Annotated in this window: 20 protein-coding genes; 13 read left to right on the top strand and 7 right to left on the bottom strand. The window is 53.2% G+C overall.

What is annotated here, in order from left to right:
* Positions 1 to 161 precede the first annotated feature (161 nt).
* A complete protein-coding gene (gene ssb1 / locus NQH49_RS01760) occupies positions 162 to 716 on the top strand; it encodes a single-stranded DNA-binding protein SSB1 (protein WP_008109965.1) in 555 nt (184 codons plus the stop codon).
* A gap of 71 nt (positions 717 to 787) precedes the next feature.
* Here the strand turns inward: ssb1 and NQH49_RS01765 are convergent, their stop codons facing one another.
* From NQH49_RS01765 to NQH49_RS01775, 3 genes are all read right to left on the bottom strand, one after another.
* Positions 788 to 1249, bottom strand: coding sequence for an RES family NAD+ phosphorylase (locus NQH49_RS01765; RefSeq protein ID WP_256698156.1), 462 nt, complete (start codon positions 1247 to 1249; stop codon positions 788 to 790).
* Positions 1246 to 1689 carry an Xre family toxin-antitoxin system antitoxin gene (gene parS, locus NQH49_RS01770; protein ID WP_256698157.1) on the bottom strand — a complete coding sequence of 148 codons (444 nt, stop codon included), beginning with the start codon at positions 1687 to 1689 and terminating at the stop codon, positions 1246 to 1248. Before parS ends, NQH49_RS01765 begins: the two co-directional genes overlap by 4 nt.
* A 72-nt stretch (positions 1690 to 1761) precedes the next feature.
* Positions 1762 to 2289 carry an isochorismatase family protein gene (locus NQH49_RS01775; RefSeq protein ID WP_256698159.1) on the bottom strand — a complete coding sequence of 176 codons (528 nt, stop codon included), beginning with the start codon at positions 2287 to 2289 and terminating at the stop codon, positions 1762 to 1764.
* A 123-nt stretch (positions 2290 to 2412) separates the two neighbouring features.
* Between NQH49_RS01775 and NQH49_RS01780 the strand changes: the two genes are divergently transcribed.
* Both NQH49_RS01780 and NQH49_RS01785 read left to right on the top strand, forming a co-directional pair.
* Positions 2413 to 3243, top strand: coding sequence for an AraC family transcriptional regulator (locus NQH49_RS01780; RefSeq protein ID WP_256698160.1), 831 nt, complete (start codon positions 2413 to 2415; stop codon positions 3241 to 3243).
* Positions 3244 to 3315: 72 nt separating this feature from the next.
* On the top strand, positions 3316 to 4269 hold the full coding sequence (locus NQH49_RS01785) for a DMT family transporter (protein ID WP_256698161.1): 954 nt from the start codon (positions 3316 to 3318) through the stop codon (positions 4267 to 4269).
* 931 nt (positions 4270 to 5200) lie between these two features.
* On the opposite strand, the gene NQH49_RS01790 is transcribed toward NQH49_RS01785, so the two are convergent.
* Positions 5201 to 5596, bottom strand: a complete 396-nt coding sequence (locus tag NQH49_RS01790; RefSeq protein ID WP_008109970.1) for an IS3 family transposase — start codon at positions 5594 to 5596, stop codon at positions 5201 to 5203.
* A gap of 526 nt (positions 5597 to 6122) precedes the next feature.
* Between NQH49_RS01790 and NQH49_RS01795 the strand changes: the two genes are divergently transcribed.
* On the top strand, positions 6123 to 7379 hold the full coding sequence (locus NQH49_RS01795) for an oligosaccharide flippase family protein (protein ID WP_008109971.1): 1257 nt from the start codon (positions 6123 to 6125) through the stop codon (positions 7377 to 7379).
* Positions 7380 to 7387: 8 nt separating this feature from the next.
* Complete coding sequence (locus NQH49_RS01800) at positions 7388 to 8338, top strand: ATP-grasp fold amidoligase family protein (protein WP_008109972.1); 951 nt, start codon at positions 7388 to 7390, stop codon at positions 8336 to 8338.
* Positions 8339 to 8394: 56 nt separating this feature from the next.
* Here the strand turns inward: NQH49_RS01800 and NQH49_RS01805 are convergent, their stop codons facing one another.
* Positions 8395 to 8676, bottom strand: coding sequence for a YjcB family protein (locus NQH49_RS01805; protein ID WP_008109973.1), 282 nt, complete (start codon positions 8674 to 8676; stop codon positions 8395 to 8397).
* 254 nt (positions 8677 to 8930) lie between these two features.
* On the bottom strand, positions 8931 to 9362 hold the full coding sequence (gene soxS, locus NQH49_RS01810; RefSeq protein ID WP_036649992.1) for a superoxide response transcriptional regulator SoxS: 432 nt from the start codon (positions 9360 to 9362) through the stop codon (positions 8931 to 8933).
* 98 nt (positions 9363 to 9460) lie between these two features.
* On the opposite strand from soxS, the gene soxR reads away from it, so the two are divergent.
* The 4 genes from soxR to NQH49_RS01830 all read left to right on the top strand — a co-directional run bounded on the left by soxR (position 9461) and on the right by NQH49_RS01830 (position 14043).
* Entirely contained in the window at positions 9461 to 9937 is a 477-nt protein-coding gene (soxR, locus tag NQH49_RS01815) for a redox-sensitive transcriptional activator SoxR (protein WP_008109977.1), read from the top strand.
* A gap of 43 nt (positions 9938 to 9980) precedes the next feature.
* A complete protein-coding gene (locus tag NQH49_RS01820) occupies positions 9981 to 10646 on the top strand; it encodes a glutathione S-transferase family protein (RefSeq protein ID WP_256698162.1) in 666 nt (221 codons plus the stop codon).
* Between the two features lie 258 nt (positions 10647 to 10904).
* On the top strand, positions 10905 to 12254 hold the full coding sequence (locus NQH49_RS01825) for an NCS2 family permease (RefSeq protein ID WP_256698163.1): 1350 nt from the start codon (positions 10905 to 10907) through the stop codon (positions 12252 to 12254).
* A 139-nt stretch (positions 12255 to 12393) separates the two neighbouring features.
* The gene (locus NQH49_RS01830) at positions 12394 to 14043 is read left to right on the top strand and encodes a Na+/H+ antiporter (RefSeq protein WP_256698164.1); all 1650 of its coding nucleotides are present in this window, start codon (positions 12394 to 12396) and stop codon (positions 14041 to 14043) included.
* 65 nt (positions 14044 to 14108) lie between these two features.
* Here the strand turns inward: NQH49_RS01830 and NQH49_RS01835 are convergent, their stop codons facing one another.
* Positions 14109 to 15011, bottom strand: coding sequence for a LysR family transcriptional regulator (locus NQH49_RS01835; protein WP_256698166.1), 903 nt, complete (start codon positions 15009 to 15011; stop codon positions 14109 to 14111).
* Positions 15012 to 15115: 104 nt separating this feature from the next.
* On the opposite strand from NQH49_RS01835, the gene NQH49_RS01840 reads away from it, so the two are divergent.
* The 4 genes from NQH49_RS01840 to NQH49_RS01855 all read left to right on the top strand — a co-directional run bounded on the left by NQH49_RS01840 (position 15116) and on the right by NQH49_RS01855 (position 17539).
* Positions 15116 to 15538 carry a CidA/LrgA family protein gene (locus tag NQH49_RS01840; RefSeq protein ID WP_256698167.1) on the top strand — a complete coding sequence of 141 codons (423 nt, stop codon included), beginning with the start codon at positions 15116 to 15118 and terminating at the stop codon, positions 15536 to 15538.
* Complete coding sequence (locus tag NQH49_RS01845; RefSeq protein WP_256698168.1) at positions 15531 to 16226, top strand: LrgB family protein; 696 nt, start codon at positions 15531 to 15533, stop codon at positions 16224 to 16226. Before NQH49_RS01840 ends, NQH49_RS01845 begins: the two co-directional genes overlap by 8 nt.
* An 85-nt stretch (positions 16227 to 16311) precedes the next feature.
* Positions 16312 to 16854 carry a YfaZ family outer membrane protein gene (locus NQH49_RS01850; RefSeq protein ID WP_256698169.1) on the top strand — a complete coding sequence of 181 codons (543 nt, stop codon included), beginning with the start codon at positions 16312 to 16314 and terminating at the stop codon, positions 16852 to 16854.
* Positions 16855 to 16993: 139 nt separating this feature from the next.
* Positions 16994 to 17539 carry a YfaZ family outer membrane protein gene (locus NQH49_RS01855; RefSeq protein ID WP_008109987.1) on the top strand — a complete coding sequence of 182 codons (546 nt, stop codon included), beginning with the start codon at positions 16994 to 16996 and terminating at the stop codon, positions 17537 to 17539.
* Positions 17540 to 17610 lie beyond the last annotated feature (71 nt).

The raw sequence follows: 17610 nt of genomic DNA on the forward strand, positions 1-17610 counted from the left end.
CCATTATGGCACAAAAAATAAACTGAATAAATATCCAGTGTTTTTGCTATTCTGTCCGCCGATAAATTTTGGAATCCCGCTCTAAAGTGGGCACACGCCAATGTGACGTGATACAATTTTTCGCTTAGACTTTTAGCATCAACTCATCGGGAGACAGCAACATGGCCAGTCGTGGCGTAAACAAAGTGATTCTAGTCGGGAATCTGGGTCAGGATCCGGAAGTGCGCTACATGCCAAATGGTGGCGCGGTAGCCAACATTACGCTGGCCACGTCAGAGAGCTGGCGCGACAAGACAACCGGTGAAAACAAAGAGATCACTGAATGGCACCGCGTTGTGCTGTTCGGCAAGCTGGCGGAAGTGGCTGGCGAATACCTGCGTAAAGGTTCTCAGGTTTACATCGAAGGCCAGCTGCGCACCCGCAAATGGACCGATCAGGCCGGCCAGGAAAAATACACCACTGAAGTGGTAGTTAACGTTGGCGGCACCATGCAGATGCTGGGCGGACGTCAGCAGGGCGCGAACGCAGGTGGCGCACCTTCGGGCGGCCAGGGCGGCGGCAATAACAACGGTTGGGGCCAGCCACAGCAGCCACAACAGCAGCCGCAGGGCGGTGGCAACCAGTTCAGCGGCGGTGCACAACAGCGTCCACAGCAGCAGAGCGCACCAGCCAACAACGAACCGCCAATGGATTTTGACGACGATATTCCGTTCTAAAAATACATTACGTAGTATTTGTTAAGAGCCCCGTAATGCGGGGCTTTTTGTTATTCAAAAGAGGATGTTTTTTATTTTATCAATCGTTTATCGAATGCAAACGGTAACTTATTTACGCTCGACAAATAACTCTCAAATACTGGATGCTCCGGGTTCAATATCGCATTATTTTCCATCGGAATAATGCTTGAAGGAATGATCAGTGCTGCACCTTCTCTCGATTGCAGCCAACCTGTGCCCAAATCCATAGTTGAAACTGGAGCCGGATCCTGGCGCCAGTCAGCAGGCAAAAAGTCTTCTGAAATGTAGGAGACTTCATCGTCAGGAATCTCGATGCTGAATAAAGTGTACTCATCCAAAATCGACTCGTTCGAAACGTGCACCAGCACTTCAAGCGCGGCAAGTGAAACCGAGGTCGCGACATAAATGGTTGGGTGGCCTTTGTGATTCCAGCGGCCACCATACTGTTTCGCACCGTTGCCGGTCCAGGCTTCAGAAGCGTATAGCGTTTTGGTTAGCCGATAGAAAATCACGAGAAGACACCATGCTCCAAACGGCCAATCAAATCGAGCACATCCAGTGCGCCGCTTTCAGTGGCGAGCAAGGTAATAGGTGCAATGTTGCCTAATCCTTTGACCGGCCGGCTTAACCATTGCGTAGCATCTTCTTTATTACCACCAAAAAATTGAACGGCTGCATCCATCACTCGGACGAAGCGGGCTATGCGTTCGCTCTCATCGGGTGACAAGCTTTTACCTGCGCTTTTACGGCGGGCAATATTTCGCTCATTGATGCCAGTGACCTTCATAATTTCGGCTCTACTCATTGCCGACCAATGACGAATGTCATCAATCACCGCGACCGGCAAGCCCGCCTCAAGCATGCGAGTTAGCTCCAATCCGCGTGGGGGTAAGCCAGCAAAGCGCCAAAGTGCATTGTCATGTGATTTGCCATCAGGAATGTAGGCTCTCATAAGATTCTCCAGGTCTGACAAATGTCATACTCTATTATTGACACTTGTCAGAAGTTTTCAATAGCAGAACCTTTAATGCGGTCGCCATTCCCGCAATAACGCTTCCGTCTCACGCACCCGCACCGGATTGTCCGGCATAATCAAATCGGCCCACACTTCGTTGTGCTGATTGATCTGCTGCTGCGCGGAAACATACGTGCGGTCGGCGGTGGTATGCGCATCGGCGGCGACGGTGATGTGATAGCCGAGGCTGGCGCCGACTTTGATGGTGGTATCGACACAGTAATCGGTCGCGCAGCCGCAAATGACGAAGCTTTTAATGTCGAGTTGGTCGAGTTGAGCGGCGAGATCGGTTTGCCAGAAGCTATCGCAAGCGGTCTTATTAATGAAGATGGCGTTGGCTGGCTGCTGCAGCTCGGGCACAATCGCCCAACCAACTGAATCAACTTCTAAACCTGGCCCAACGTGCTGGATGAAGATCACCTGATCGGCCGCAGCGGTTAACTGATTGATTCGCTCACAGCGTCCGGCGCGATCAAAACGCGGCGTTGCCAGCACGCCATTTTGCATATCCACCACAACTACGACTCGATTCGCCATTTCACTCTCCTAAGTTTGAAGCCTCAGTGTGGATTGCCGACGCGTAGAGGTAAAGCAATTCACCTTTGCATTTCTCGCCACTGCCGCGCATGCTTATAAGCGCTTTTATTCCGGAGGTGTGTTGTGAAGGTGGTTCCTGAAATCTTTCCTTGTGAGCAAGATCGTGCGCAGTTTCAGCATTTCGCTGAGCTGCCGGGCATCGAGCTGTATCAGGCGCACATCTCCCGCTACGCTTTTGAACCGCATACCCATGAAGCCTTTGGCATCGGTACGATTGAGTCCGGCGCCCAGCGTTTTCGCTATCGCGGCGCCAATTACACCGCGCCACAGCATTCGTTAGTGATGATGAATCCCGATGAACTGCACACCGGTGAATCTGCCTGCGACGAAGGCTGGCGCTATCGCATGATCTACATCGATCCGCGGGAGATGGATCGTCTGACCGGCGACCGTGATTGGTGGTTCACCGATGCGCTGCGCACCGATGCGCGACTGGCGCAGCCGTTTTCGCAACTGCTGGCGCAGATGTGGCAGGCGGAAACCACACTGGAGCGCGAAAGCAATTTGCTTGAACTGCTGGAGTTAATGCGTCCGCTGGCGCGTCAGGGACAGCAACGACCTGCCGAAGGTGCACATCGCTTTGATGCGGTAAGAGACTATTTGCGTGAAAACCTCGCCGAACCGGTACGGCTTGAAGAACTCGCTGCGCTGGCATCCCTGTCGCCGTGGCATTTCCTGCGCAGTTTTAAACAGCACTTCCACGTTACGCCGCATCAAATGCTGATGGCTTTTCGTCTGTTCGCCGCGAAGCAGCAGCTGGCGCGCGGTGACAGTGCAGCAACCGTTGCGGCATCGGTCGGTCTTACCGATCAGGCACATCTCACCCGCGCCTTCGCGCATCGCTACGGCATCACGCCGGGCCGCTATCAAAAACAAGTGTTCCCTTCACGCTAACCGCAATCTGCTACAAGCCTTTCGCCTCCGCCTGCGTCACACTGCAGCGGAATGCCTATAAAGGAAGAGTTTATGTTTGCTGGAATACTGTTTGCGCTGGCAGCGGGACTGATGTGGGGATTGATCTTTGTGGGTCCGCTGCTGATACCGGATTATCCGGGCACCTTACAATCTGCCGGACGCTACGTTGCCTTTGGATTGGTGGTGTTGCCGCTGGCCTGGCTGGATCGCCGTCGTTTGCGTCAGCTGGCGCGCAAAGATTGGATTGAAGCGCTGAAGCTGTCGCTGATTGGCAATTTACTCTATTACGCGTTTCTCGCCAGCGCGATTCAACGCACCGGCGCGCCCATTTCTACCATGATTATCGGCACCTTGCCGGTGGTGATTACCGTGACGGCCAATCTCTGTTATGGTCATCTTGAAGGGCGCTTGCCGTGGCGTAAATTGACGCCAGCGTTGCTGATTATTGCTGTGGGCCTGGCTTGCGTGAATGCCGCCGAACTCCAGACGCAAGGCCCCGATTTTGATTGGTCGCGCTATCTCACCGGTTTAGGGTTAGCGGTTCTGGCGGTGGCATGCTGGACATGGTATCCGCTGCGTAATGCTTTATGGTTACGCGCGCATCCCCAGCACAAGCCATCCAGCTGGGCGACGGCACAAGGTTTGGTGACGCTGCCGCAGGCGTTGGTGTTCTATCTATTGGTCTGCGTACAGCTCCACTGGCAACAACCTGAGTTTGCGCTGCCCTTCGGGCCGCAGCCGCAACGCTTTCTATTATTGATGTTAGGTATCGGGCTGATTTGCTCATGGTTGGGCACGCTCTGCTGGAATGCGGCCAGCCAACGCGTGCCGACGGTGATCATGGGGCCGCTGATTGTGTTCGAAACCTTAGCCGGTTTGCTGTGGACATTCCTGTGGCGACAAAGCTGGCCGCCGCTGCTAACTGCGGTCGGCATTGGCTGTTTGATTGTTGGCGTAATCTACGCAATGCGCATTAAACCTCAGCCGCATATTACAGCGGTATAAGTCATCAATGAGCGCTGCTGAAAAACATTTCGGCAGCGTACTCCGCTGTATTTTAAGAATTTGACCAACCTCTTTCACACCTCTAATCCCGCTTTCTGACGCTGACCAGGCCGTCGATATAACTTTTCGGCTTATTTCAGCCGCTTTTTCAGCCCTGATTTGTCATAAACAGACATGTCGCTGCGTCCCGCGCGACAGTGTTTGGCCGTATGAAGGCGCACTAAACCTTCATTAATCTTCGTTCTTCCTGGCTATAGCAGGCCCTAAAGTGGAAAAAACCGGCGCGTTAAGGCGGAAAAACATGCATCTAACCTACCGTTTATTGCCGTTTGGCACTGAAGATTGGCACTCGAAAGCCACTTTTTGCTTAAGGGAATAGGGCGATGTTAAGAAAGATTCCATTAATCTTTGGCAAAAAACCATTAAGCGTAACGATGAATAGGGTGCAGTAATTTAACTTATCCCCCACTTTTTGGCTGTTATTGTTTAGGCTCGATAACCTTTCTTATCAGGGTTATTCCTGGCGGCTTGATAAGGAATGCTGGTCTACGCGCGTCAACCGAATGATGAATGAATTCAGGAGTAGGTCCAGTTAATAACAGAGGTTATGTGTGAACGGTTACACACCGTTGTTCATTAATGCTTAACAGAATTGTCTGCATTCAGGGCTGATGATTAATGTTGGTAAAGTAATAATTGAAGCGCCAATCTCACCGAAATGAGATTGGACTTCGTTTGAATGGCTTGAATAGAGAGACTTTTGCTGATGTGAATCTATTTTACCGCAAAAAAGGAAGCAATTCCGCGATGGTATTCATCAGGAAAAACTGGAGCGAATTGTTATGTTGTGAACGCCGTATTAAATGATCTTCATATCTTCTGGTAAGAACAAATCTCAGCATTAAGTCAAATAACATCGGCCTTAATGGTGTTAGCGATTATCTGTTCCTGCAGGATAATGATAAACGCTACGGCTAATATCCAGTAAACGACAGCTACGACGGGTACCTATGTCGAATGTCGTTTGCAGAAAGTTAACCGCCTGACGCTTTTCATTCGTGGTAAAGAAGTTTTTCAATACGCTTTGCAGCATCTCTTTATCGGAACTCAGAGATTGCAGTTCACGCGTGAGGTTAAGAAGCTGATCTTCCAACTCCTTGATTTTGCGACCTTCCTCGGAAGAGAGCCCAGAAAACTTCTTCTTCCAGCTATAGAAAGTGGCCTCGGAAATGCCAAGCTCCTCACAAATCTCCCTGACTTTCACTCCCGTTTCAGAAGCTTTAATGGCATTTGTGATTTGCTCTTCGCTATATCGTGACTTTCTCATAAATGCTATTACCTTTCTTATCAATTAGTGGATGAGAATTACTGTATTAATATCTGGCACTGCAAAAACACTATTAATTCAGTATTAAAGTGCGCGATTTGAATTGCGAGGGTTAAATTAAGATATTTAGAAGAAATATCATCATGGGATAAATCTTATTTTATTCCGAATGGCATTGAACGCCTTCCTGGCTTTAGGTTTTTGATATAAATTCTCTCCATCCCAAATGCAGAAAAATACTACATTCATTGGAAAATCGGCATAAACCACTTGCAGAAATGTCAGGGTGTGCCAGTAAACCTTTGCTTAGAATTTAAGCTGAAATCGTTTACATCCACCGAGTTTCGCACCGGATATAATCGGAATTTTCCTGAATATAATTCCTAATTGCTGACGCGAGTCTCATTTTTCGGACCAGTTTGGTTTGAAGTTAATAAATTAAGTCAGGCCCACTGAGCGCTTGTTAATTCATTTCAAGGACGTTGTACCGAAAGTTGTTGTAGTTCGTAATACTAAGGATCAGTCAATGAAATTGAGCGTAATGTCTAATGCCGCCTGGATGATGTCTGAAAAGATCGTCTCCGTGTTCGGCGTCATATTTGTGACCTCCTACGTGGCAAAATCCTTTGGTCCAACCATCTTTGGCCAAATGGCGTTTTCGACCTCGCTGTTTTCCATGGTGCAGACCGTGGCGATTTTCGGTACGGAAACCATTCTGTTTAAACGTATCAGTAAGAGTGCGCCGAAAGGGCTGCGCCTTATGACCGTAGCGCGCAACATGCGCATGGTTTTGCTGTTGCTCACATCGCTGCCCGTCTTGATTTGGGTCTGGTACAACATGCAGGAAAACTTCCTCGCCTTTGCACTGGCCTCGTTTATCTCTTCGGTTTTCGTGACGCAGGACACCTTCAGTGTCTACAACAATGCGCGCTTAGCGTCGCGACTGAACACCATCGCCAACTCTGTCGGTTTGCTGCTGGGCTTCAGCTTAAGTTTTGCCATTGCCTGGCTGCACCTCAATCCGCTGTGGCTGACAGTATCGATTGTCGCCGTCACGCTGGTGCCGTATGTGATTAAGCGTTTTAACTTTTACCGCGAAAATCAGGACGTGGCGCCGCCGCAGGATAAGCGCAACACCTATCTGCGCTATTTGCTGTACGCCGGATTACCGCTGGCCATCTCCAGCATCTTTATCTCGGTGCAGGTGAAAGCGGCACAGATGTTCCTGGCGGGCATCGCCTCGGCGCGCGATCTCGGGCTGTTTGCCGCCGCCAATACCATTTCGGCCTCCTGGATTTTTATCCCGGTCGCCATCATCACTTCCTGCTTTTCGGAAATCTTCCGCGAGCGTGGAGAAGCCGCCATCAAGCTGACAGCACGGCTTAATGGTTATGTCATGGGTGTTTCATTGTTGTTGTTAGCGGTGATCGCAATGTACGGCGAAAAAATCATCATCGCTTTATATGGTCACGAGTACACACAGTCAGGAAGTCTCATTACGTTGTTGTCGTTAGCGACCTGCTTTTCGGCGATGGGGACCGTAGCGTATCGCTACATGGTCAAAGAAGGCGGGTTTAATTATCTGTTGAAGAAAATTGTTTGCCTGATGGTGATCAGCTTGCCGCTGTCGTGGTGGCTGATCCAGGGCTACGGCATCATGGGTGCCGCATGGAGCGTTTTCATCTCAGAATTGCTGTCTCTTACCGTAATGAATTACTTCTTCAAAAACGGCGTCATCCAAAAAATCCAGGTTTCCTCACTCAACTACAAAACCTACAAATGAGGTCAGATATGCTCAAGTTGAAAGATGAACTCAGAAGAAGCGTGCAGTACTTCATCAAGAAGATGCCCTGGGCATACCAGGATCGTATCTACTATTTTCATAAGTTCCGCAAACTGCCCAATTTGCGTGAGCCGAAAGTGTTTAACGAGAAGGTGCTGTACCGCAAATTCATCCATGGCGATTATCAGATGTATGGTCGTCTGTCGGACAAATATTCGGTGCGCGAATATATCGCCGAGAAAGTGGGCAGCGAATACCTGATCCCGCTGGTGTACGAGACCAGCGATCCCAGCTCTTTGCACACGCTGCCGAGCTGGAAAAATACCGTTATCAAGCCGAATCACGCCTCTAACATGGTAGAGATTTTGCTGGAAGAGCCGGATGCGCTGAAGAAGCAGCAGATTATTAGCGACTGCCATCGCTGGCTGAAGACCGATTTCGCCAACGAAGCGCGCGAGATTCACTATCGCTACATCAAGCCGCGCATTCTGGTGGAGCAGTACATTGGCGATGGTAAATCGGCGCCGATTGACTACAAGTTCCACATGTTCAACAAGCGCGACGGCAGCTTTGAGTATGTGTTGCAGGTAATCTACAACCGCTGCAATCCGCTGTTGTCGATGAACTTTTACGTCAACAACCTCAACGAGGCGTATCATAAAATTCGTGATACCGGTCTGGACGTGACGCCGCAAATGGCCTCGTTGCAGCACGCGTTGGCGTTGAGTAAAAAGCTGGCGAGTGATTTCGATTATGTGCGCGTGGATTGGTACATCGATAAAGAACAGATCTACTTCGGCGAGTTGACCTTTACGCCAGGCGCGGGTTTGGTGACCGGTCTGGATCGAGGGCTCAATCAGATGATGGGTGATATGTGGATTCAGGATCGTCGCGGTACGAAGATACCGGGCATCACGGTGACGGAAGTAACCATTCCTGCCGTATTGAAGAAAATTTAAGTATCACACAGCAAAATAAAAAACCCCGCTTCGGCGGGGTTTTTTATTGGCGGCGATTAAGGCATTGGCCAATCGGTTGGCGTCTGGCTCATCACTTCAATAAAGGCGTTTTTGGAGATTTCCATGAAGTTATGCAGATTCTCCATGCTCAGCGTGATACCGAGCAGGCCGGTGACAAACCAGCAAGACATGCCCACGCCAATACCACCGCACAGCAGCGCCATCACGTGATGACTGTTCTGACGCAGTCGAATTTTCATGGTGCTGGCGAAGAACATCATTACCGCACTCAGGAGTTCCCAGCGCATAACAATTAAACTGGTGGTTAAGGTGGCCATCTGCAAAAACCTCTTAGAATCAGTGATATCCCCGACATTCAATCGACATCACTGGCGGCGAAGAAGGAAGGTCAGGGAAGTCCTTCAGGCCGTCTTACTGAATACAGGAAAGTGTGACTTGGCTCACATTATATCACTCGATTTTAAATTTTGAACAAAATTTATACCTGGTATGGTAGGAAGATTTTTATCGAACTGGAGGCTGAAGCAGGCAGGAAAAGTGAGGTGCGCCCGCAAGGGGCGCGCAGTAAAGGTTAGCTAACCGGGCAGCACTCGCCGGTTGTACGCTGGGCAAAACTGGTCATGTTGTTGTCTGCACAGTCAAAACTGAGCAAGCGTGGACGCTGAATCATCGCCTGGCGACGCATGGTGTGACGATAAGCGGTAGGCGTTTGTGAGAACTGACGGCGGAACACGCGCGAGAAAGTCTGCTGCGAGTCATAACCGTATTGCATCGCGATATCGAACACCGGACGCTGAGTTTGGCGCAGCGCTTCAGCGGCCAGCGTCAGACGACGTTCGCGAATATAGCCACCCAGCGTTTGTTTCGTGACGGCACGGAACATACGCTGCAGGTGCCATTTTGAGTAACCTGATTTTGCCGCGACTTCATCAATAGACAGCGCTTTATCCAGATTCTGATCGATCCAGTTGGACAGCGAATGAATGATTTCCTGTTGCATCATAGCCTCATCCTTCTGATGTTTTTTGCCTGGTGAGAAATTCGAAGTTTTGCTGGGGTGCGAGTATAATTCCTCAAGTTAACTTGAGGTAAAGGCCCTAAATGAAAAAAGAACGCAATTACCCGAAGCCGGTTTTAACGCCGGGTGAAGTGGCGAAGCGCAGCGGCGTGGCGGTGTCGGCGCTGCACTTCTATGAGACCAAAGGATTGATTTTCAGCTCGCGCAACGGCGGCAATCAACGTCGCTACAGCCGTGACGTGCTGCGTCGCGTGGCCATAATCAAAATTGCGCAACGCATCGGCATTCCGCTGGCGACGGTGAGCGACAGCCTGACACATGTGCCGGCCAATAAGCGCATGTCGACGCAGGAGTGGGACGCGTTGACGCAACACTGGCGCGAGGAGCTGGATAAACGCATCGAAACCCTGACGCGCCTGCGTAACGATCTGGATGGCTGCATTGGCTGCGGCTGTTTATCGATGCGCGATTGCCCGCTACGCAATCCGGGTGACCGCCTGGGCGAGCAAGGTTCGGGTGCGGTGCTACTCGATCCGGAACAAGACGAGCAAAAACGCTGATCGACTATACTTGGCGGAACACTTTTACCGGCAAGGAAACCGTATGATCACCGTTCACCATCTGGAAAACTCCCGCTCGCATCGCGTGTTATGGCTACTGGAAGAGCTCGCGGTGCCTTACCAAATCAAACGCTATCAGCGTGAAAACACTCTGCTGGCACCCGATTCGTTAAAGAAAGTGCATCCGCTGGGTAAATCACCGGTGATTACCGACGGCAATCGCGTGATTGCCGAGTCGGGCGCGATTCTCGAATACCTGCAACTCAAATACGACAGCGAGCATCAGCTGGCGCTGAGCCATGAAGATGAACAGATTCAGGCGCGTTACTGGCTGCATTACGCGGAAGGATCGCTGATGCCGCTGCTGGTAATAAAGCTGGTGTTTGCGCAGTTTGGCAAAAAGCCGGTCCCGTGGCTGCTGCGTCCGGCGGGTATCGCGCTGAGCAAAGGGATTCAGAAAGCCTGGCTGAATAAGCAGCTGGCTTTGCACGGCAGCGTGATTGAAGAGCATCTTACGCAGCATCCATTTTTTGCCGGTTCACGTTTTAGTATCGCCGATGTGCAGATGAGCTTTCCGCTGCTGGCGCTGCAGTTGCGTGGTTCACTGCGCGATATGCCCGCCACCGCCCGCTGGCTGGAAACCATGCAGCAGCGCGCTGCCTGGCAACGTGCAATCCAGCAGGGTGGTGAGATTGAGTTGAGCCGCTAAGTTCAGCCAGGTCGCCATGAATGGCGACCCTACGGGGCGAAAGCCTGGATTTATCCTGTCATGCCCGCGATTAGGAGTTGAAAACCCCATGGCAAACGCCAGATAATCGTTTGCCTTTTTTCCGTGTCCCCTTTTACGACCTGGAATACGCGGCGACGTAAACGTTTGCCTGGATTTTCATCATGAAAATTCGCCATCAGGGAACAGCAAACGTGCGCCGCGCGGCGACTCACATCACAAAAATATTGAGGAAGAATTATGTCTGGCGAATCGCGCCCGGCCAGTGGAAAACTGGACGCCTGGTTCAATATCTCTGCACGCGGCAGCAGCGTGCGTCAGGAAGTCTTGGCGGGTCTGACAACGTTTCTGGCGATGGTGTATTCCGTCATCGTGGTGCCCGGCATGCTGGGCAAAGCGGGCTTCTCGCCAACGGCGGTGTTCGTTGCCACCTGCTTAGTCGCTAGCTTTGGTTCGATTATCATGGGCTTGTGGGCCAACCTGCCAATGGCGATTGGTTGCGCCATCTCGCTGACAGCCTTCACCGCCTTCAGCCTGGTGCTCGGCCAGCATATCAGCGTACCGGTGGCGCTTGGCGCAGTGTTCCTGATGGGCTTACTGTTCACGCTGATTTCGGTCACCGGCATCCGTGCGTGGATTCTGCGTAATTTGCCGATGGGCGTGGCGCACGGAACCGGTGTCGGTATCGGCTTGTTCCTGCTGCTGATCGCCGCTGACGGCATTGGTTTGGTGGTGAAAAACCCGGCTGCGGGCTTGCCGGTGGCGTTGGGTCAGTTCGCGTCGTTCCCGGTGATCATGTCGCTGGTCGGCCTGGCAGCGATTTTCGGTCTGGAAAAACGCCGCGTGCCGGGCGGCATTCTGCTGACCATCATCACCATCTCGATTATTGGCCTGATTTTCGATCCGGCGGTGACCTATCAAGGTCTGTTCGCCATGCCGAGCCTGAAGGATGCCAACGGGCAATCGGCGATGTTTAGCCTTGATATCATGGGCGCGCTGCAACCTGTGGTGCTGCCAAGCGTGCTGGCGCTGGTGATGACCGCCGTATTTGATGCCACCGGCACCATTCGCGCGGTAGCAGGCCAGGCGAATCTGCTGGATAAAGAGGGGCAGATCATCAACGGCGGTCGTGCGCTGACCACCGATTCCGTCAGCAGCCTGTTCGCTGGTTTGGTTGGCGCTTCGCCGGCTGCGGTCTACATCGAATCGGCGGCAGGAACGGCGGCGGGCGGTAAAACCGGTCTGACGGCGATTGTGGTGGGTTTGCTGTTCCTGGTAATCCTATTTATGTCACCGCTAGCCTATCTGGTTCCCGCTTATGCGACGGCTCCAGCATTGATGTACGTTGGCCTGCTGATGCTGAGCAACGTGGCAAAAATCGACTTCAACGACTTCGTTGATGCGATGTCCGGCCTGCTGACCGCAGTGTTCATCGTGCTGACCTGCAACATTGTCACCGGCATCATGCTCGGCTTCGCTTCACTGGTGATTGGTCGCCTGTTTGCCGGCGAGTGGCGCAAGCTAAACGTTGGCACCGTGGTGATTGCTGTCGCGCTGGTGGCGTTCTATGCCGGTGGCTGGGCCATCTGACCTCAAAGTTGAATAATTCCAGGATTATTCGCTTTCTGCGCCACGCCGCACATCGGGTTGCCCCGCTGTGCGGCGTTTTGTTTTACACTTTCCCACGCAACAACATCGCTTTAATGAAATTGATTCGCCTAAGGAAAGCATGGAAATCTTCTTTACTATTCTCATCATGACGCTGGTGGTTTCACTCTCCAGCGTGGCGGCACGTATTCTGCCGTTTCAAATTCCCCTGCCGCTGGTGCAAATTGCCGCCGGTGCACTGCTCGCGTTTCCCGTCTTCGGCCTGCATGTCGATTTTGATCCGGAGCTGTTCCTCGTGCTGTTCATTCCGCCGCTGCTGTTCGCGGATGGCTGGAAAACGCCGATTAATGAGTTCCTGCATCACGGTCGCGAAATCATGGGGCTGGCGCTGGTTCTGGTGCTGATCACCGTGGTCGGGATTGGCTACCTGATTTACTGGCTGGTGCCAGGCATTCCGCTGATTCCCGCCTTTGCGCTGGCGGCGGTGCTGTCGCCAACCGATGCCGTGGCGCTGTCCGGCATTGTCGGTGAAGGGCGCATCCCGAAAAAAATCATGTCGATTGTGCAGGGCGAAGCCCTGATGAACGACGCATCGGGTCTGGTATCGCTGAAGTTTGCCGTCGCGGTGGCGATGGGCACCATGGTGTTTACGTGGGGCGGCGCCAGCGTCGAGTTTCTCAAAGTGGCGGTCGGCGGTTTGGTTGCCGGTGTGGCGATATGCTGGCTGTATGGCCGCTCACTGCGTCTGCTAAGCCGCTGGAGCGGTGATGACCCGGCAACCCAAACCGTGCTGCTGCTGCTGTTACCGTTCGCCTCATACCTGATTGCGGAACACCTTGGCGTGTCGGGCATCCTCGCCGCCGTCGCCGCCGGTATGACCATCACGCGTTCCGGCATTATCCGCCAGGCACCGCTGGCGATGCGTCTGCGTGCGAACAGCGTGTGGCAGATGCTTGAGTTCGTGTTCAACGGCATGGTGTTCCTGATGCTCGGCCTGCAACTGCCCGACATCCTTTCCACCTCGATTGCGCAAGCGCAAGCCGATCCCAACGTCGAACTGTGGATGCTGTTTACCGACGTTCTGTTGGTCTACGCCGCGCTGATGGTAGTGCGTTTCGGTTGGTTGTGGATCATGAAGCGCACCAGTATGCGCTTACTGAAGAAGAAGCCGCTGGAGTTTACCAACTACTCGCTGCGTGAACTGCTGATTGCCTCTTTTGCCGGGGTACGCGGCGCCATCACGCTGGCCGGTGTGCTGTCGATTCCGCTGTTCCTCAGCAACGGCGATCCGTTCCCGGCGCGCTATGAATTGGTGTTCATCGCCACCGGGGTAATCCTGGTGTCGCTGCTGGTGGGTGTGGTGATCTTGCCGATTCTGCTGCGTGACGTTGAGAGCATCGACAAGGTTGGCCATCGTCGTGAGATTCAGTTCGCACGTGCTGCGATGGCGGGCGTGGCGATTGAGAGCCTGCATAAAATGGAGCAGCGTCTCGAAACCGACACCGAAGAGAACATCGATCCGGAACTGCTGAAAGAGGTCAGTTTGCGCGTGATTGGTAATCTGCGTCGCCGCGCGGAGGGCAAAAACGATATCGAACAGGCGCAATTTGCCGAAAACCTCGAACGTCGTTTCCGCCTCAATGCGCTGCGTGCCGAGCGTGCCGAGGTTTATCATCTGCGCGCCACGCAGGAGATCTCCAACGAGACGATGCAGAAACTGCTGCACGATCTCGATCTGCTGGAAGCGCTGCTGATAGAGAAAGAGGAATAGCAGCAAGCCAAACGTAGGGTCGCCATTCATGGCGACCTATCGACATTAATGCGCTGCGGCCGTTTTCACACCGACAGCCGCGGCGCACTATCCGGCCAATGTTCACGGCAACACTCAATCCACGCTTCGGCGCTACGCGACAGATAACTGCCTTCCCGCCAAATCAACCCTAAACTCCACTGCAACTCCGATTCCAGCGGCAGCCACAGCAGCGATTGTTTATCCAACCGCAGACAAATGGGCTCCGGCAGAATCGCCAATCCCATGCCCGCCTGCACCATCGCGGCGAGAAAATCCCACTGCGCGCTGCGCAGCGCAATCGTCGGCGTCAGGTTCTGACGTTGAAACGCTTTGCGGATCTGGCGATTCAGCGCGAACTCTTCATTAAGGATCAACAGCGGATGTTCAGCTAACTCCGCCAAACCGACTGTGTGGTGATCGCGCCATTGTTCACTGCGCGGCAGCAGCACGCACAGCGGATGGTGCATCAGCTCCAGCGTATTGAGCGGCAGTTCTGGCTCAATCGGCAGCGCGGTGAGGGCGATATCCAGCGCGCCACTCAGTACCGCTTGCTGCGCCGTCAATCCACCGAACTCGGATATTTTCAGCTGTACGCCCGGATAACGGCGGCGAAAGGCGGAGATCGATCCGGCCATCTGCATGCCGACCATCGGCGGAATACCCAGCCGCAGCTCGCCGGTTTTCAACTGGTTAATGTCGCCCAACTGCGCTTCGAGCTGGTGGAATTCCTGCAGAATCACCAATCCGCGCTGGTAAACCGCCTGGCCGCTATCAGTAAGATGCAGTTTGCGACCTTCACGCAGCAGCAAGGTGCAGCCGAGCTCCTCTCTCAGCTGGCGCAGCATTTTGCTGATAGTCGGCTGCGTCACGAACAGCTTCTCAGCGGCGCGGGTGAAGCTTTGCTGACGCACCACTTCAGTGAAATAGCGCAGGGCGCGCACGTCCATAAACATTCCTTTTTGGCATAGTTTGAATGATTTTAATTCATTTCTTTCACAGTTTGCGGCGGATTTATACTGGACACCTCAATTCTTCCTCAGGGTACAAGGCAATGATGGCATTAAGTCCGCGCAGAACGGATCTCCTGCAACGTACGTTTGTTCCGCTGCAGCTGGTGCTGTATGTCGGGTTGTTTATTTTTAGCGACAGGCTGGTGAGCTGGCTGCATCTGCCGCTGCCGGCCAATGTGGTTGGCATGGTGCTGCTGCTGGTGTTAATCATGACGCGCATCGTGCCGCTGCGCTGGGTGAAAGCCGGTGCTAACTGGCTGCTGGCGGAAATGCTGCTGTTCTTTATTCCGGCAGTGGTGGCGGTGGTGAACTACAGCGATTTGCTGCGCAGCGAAGGCTGGCGCATCTGCGTGGTGATTGGCGTCAGTACCTTGCTGGTGCTGGCTTCCACTTCACTGGTGGTCGATCGTTTATACCGCTTCGAACTGGCGCGCGCCGCGCGTAAGCAGGTGCATCATGAATGATCTGTTGATTAGCCTGCTGTGTCTGACGTTCACGCTGCTGGTCTATTACCTCAACAAGATTATCTATCGGCGCTGGCGCACGCTGCTATTGATGCCGCTGGTGTTGACGCCGCTGGTGCTGGTGGCGCTGCTGCTGCTCACTCATGTCAGCTGGAAAAATTACATCGCCGAAAGTCACTGGCTGATTTGGTTGCTCGGTCCGGCCACGCTGGCGTTTGCCGTGCCGGTGTATGAGAACCTCGACATCATCAAGCGCCACTGGCTGTCGCTCAGCGTGGGCGTGCTGACGGCCACGCTGGTGGCGGTATGCAGCTCGGTGTGGCTGGCGCGCTTGCTGACGCTGCCGGAAACCATCCAGCGCAGCCTGGCAGTACGCTCGATCACCACGCCGTTTGCGCTGGCAGCCGCGCAGCCGATTGGCGGGCAGCCGGATCTGGTGGCGCTGTTTGTGGTGATCACCGGCGTGTTTGGCATGGCGGTGGGTGATGTACTTTTTCTGCGTATCGCTATCAAACAAGGCGTCGCCAAAGGCGCGGGATTTGGCGCCGCATCACATGGCGCAGGTACCGCGCGCGCTTACCAACTCGGCCAGCAGGAAGGCGTGGTGTCCAGCCTGGTGATGATGCTGTCTGGCGTCGTGACGGTGATTCTGGCGCCGCTGCTGAACCATTTATTATGGGTGTCATAATGCCTTTGTTTTGAGTCATTGCTCATACTGCAACCACATCGCTTTGCTTATTGTTTGCCCGCTTAAACGATAAGGAAGCGAAAAAATGAAAAGTCAGTATTTTGCAATGGGGCTGCTGTTGGCCTCCGCTGGGGTAATCGCTCAGGAAATCGGCGTAAAGGGTGGTAGTGATTTCTTTGCTGCCGCAATCAATAGCCAAAAAACCGCGCCAGGCCTGCAATATGGGATTGAGTATGTGAATGCAAAACATCAGTCAGAATTAGTGGACGCGAATCTGGGGTATGGTGTCGCTATGGGCGCACTGCGAATCATTCCTCGCGTAGGCGTGTTCTGGGCTGAGTTGAACGATGATAAATCCTCCAGCTTCGGGGCAAATGCAGGTATCCGTGCGATGGCTCCGCTGCCGCAAGCTAATCATACCTGGCTCTACCTCGATTTCAGCATGTCGCCAAATGTCGGCAATTATAACCTGGAGCACCTGCATCAGTTTGAGGCGGGAATTTACTACCAACCAGCCCACTGGTTAACGCTAAGTTCCGGTTACCGCTACTTGGGCAGTGGCTTGAGCAGTAATACTACTCATCGTTCGGTTGATGGTCTTTTTCTTGGCGCAGCCTGGCGTTTCTAGTCTTACAAATGGCCCCTCGGGGCCATCTTCCCCCCGCTGTAATCCATTTTTACGTAAAGCTTTCCAAATAATGTTGTCTCTCGTCGCCAGGCTGGTACCCTTGCCGCCGAATTAATTGTCCTTCATGGAGTGGAATCACATGTTAAAGCAACTTGTTACTGGAAGCGTTTTGGGTCTGGCACTGCTGAGCAGCGGCGCGCAGGCAATTGAGGGCAGTGTTGACGTGGGTGAGCATAGCACCAACCTGAACCTTGGCCTCGGCACCACTTCACCGGGCCTGTTCCTGAAAGGCAACTGGCTGCGCAGCGATCACGATGGCAGCACCTACGGCGCGGGCCTCGGCTATAACATCGACGTGGGCGATTTCCGCATTGCACCTACTGCGAAAGCGCTGTTCACCCATCCGGAAGATGGTCGTGATGGCTTCACCGTGGCAGTGGGTGGTGCAGCGCAATACAGCTTCAACAGCATGTGGGGTCTGTACGGCGAATATTACTATGCGCCAGAAGCCTTCTCCGATCGTCTGGATAGCTACCAGGAAGCGTCGGGCGGCCTGAGCTTCACGCCGATCTCTCTGCTGAACCTGCGTGTGGGTTATCAGTACATCGAGCTCAACAATAAAGGCAGCCGCAAAGATAACGTACTGGTCGATGGCCCGTACGTCGGCGCGTCACTGCGTTTCTAATTGTCTGATTAAAGTGCGGCTTGCCCCTCATCCCGACCTTCTCCCATTAATGGGAGAAGGAGAAAAACGCG

It is taken from the genome of Pantoea trifolii (assembly GCF_024506435.1).
GTDB classification, from domain to species: Bacteria; Pseudomonadota; Gammaproteobacteria; order Enterobacterales; family Enterobacteriaceae; genus Pantoea; species Pantoea trifolii.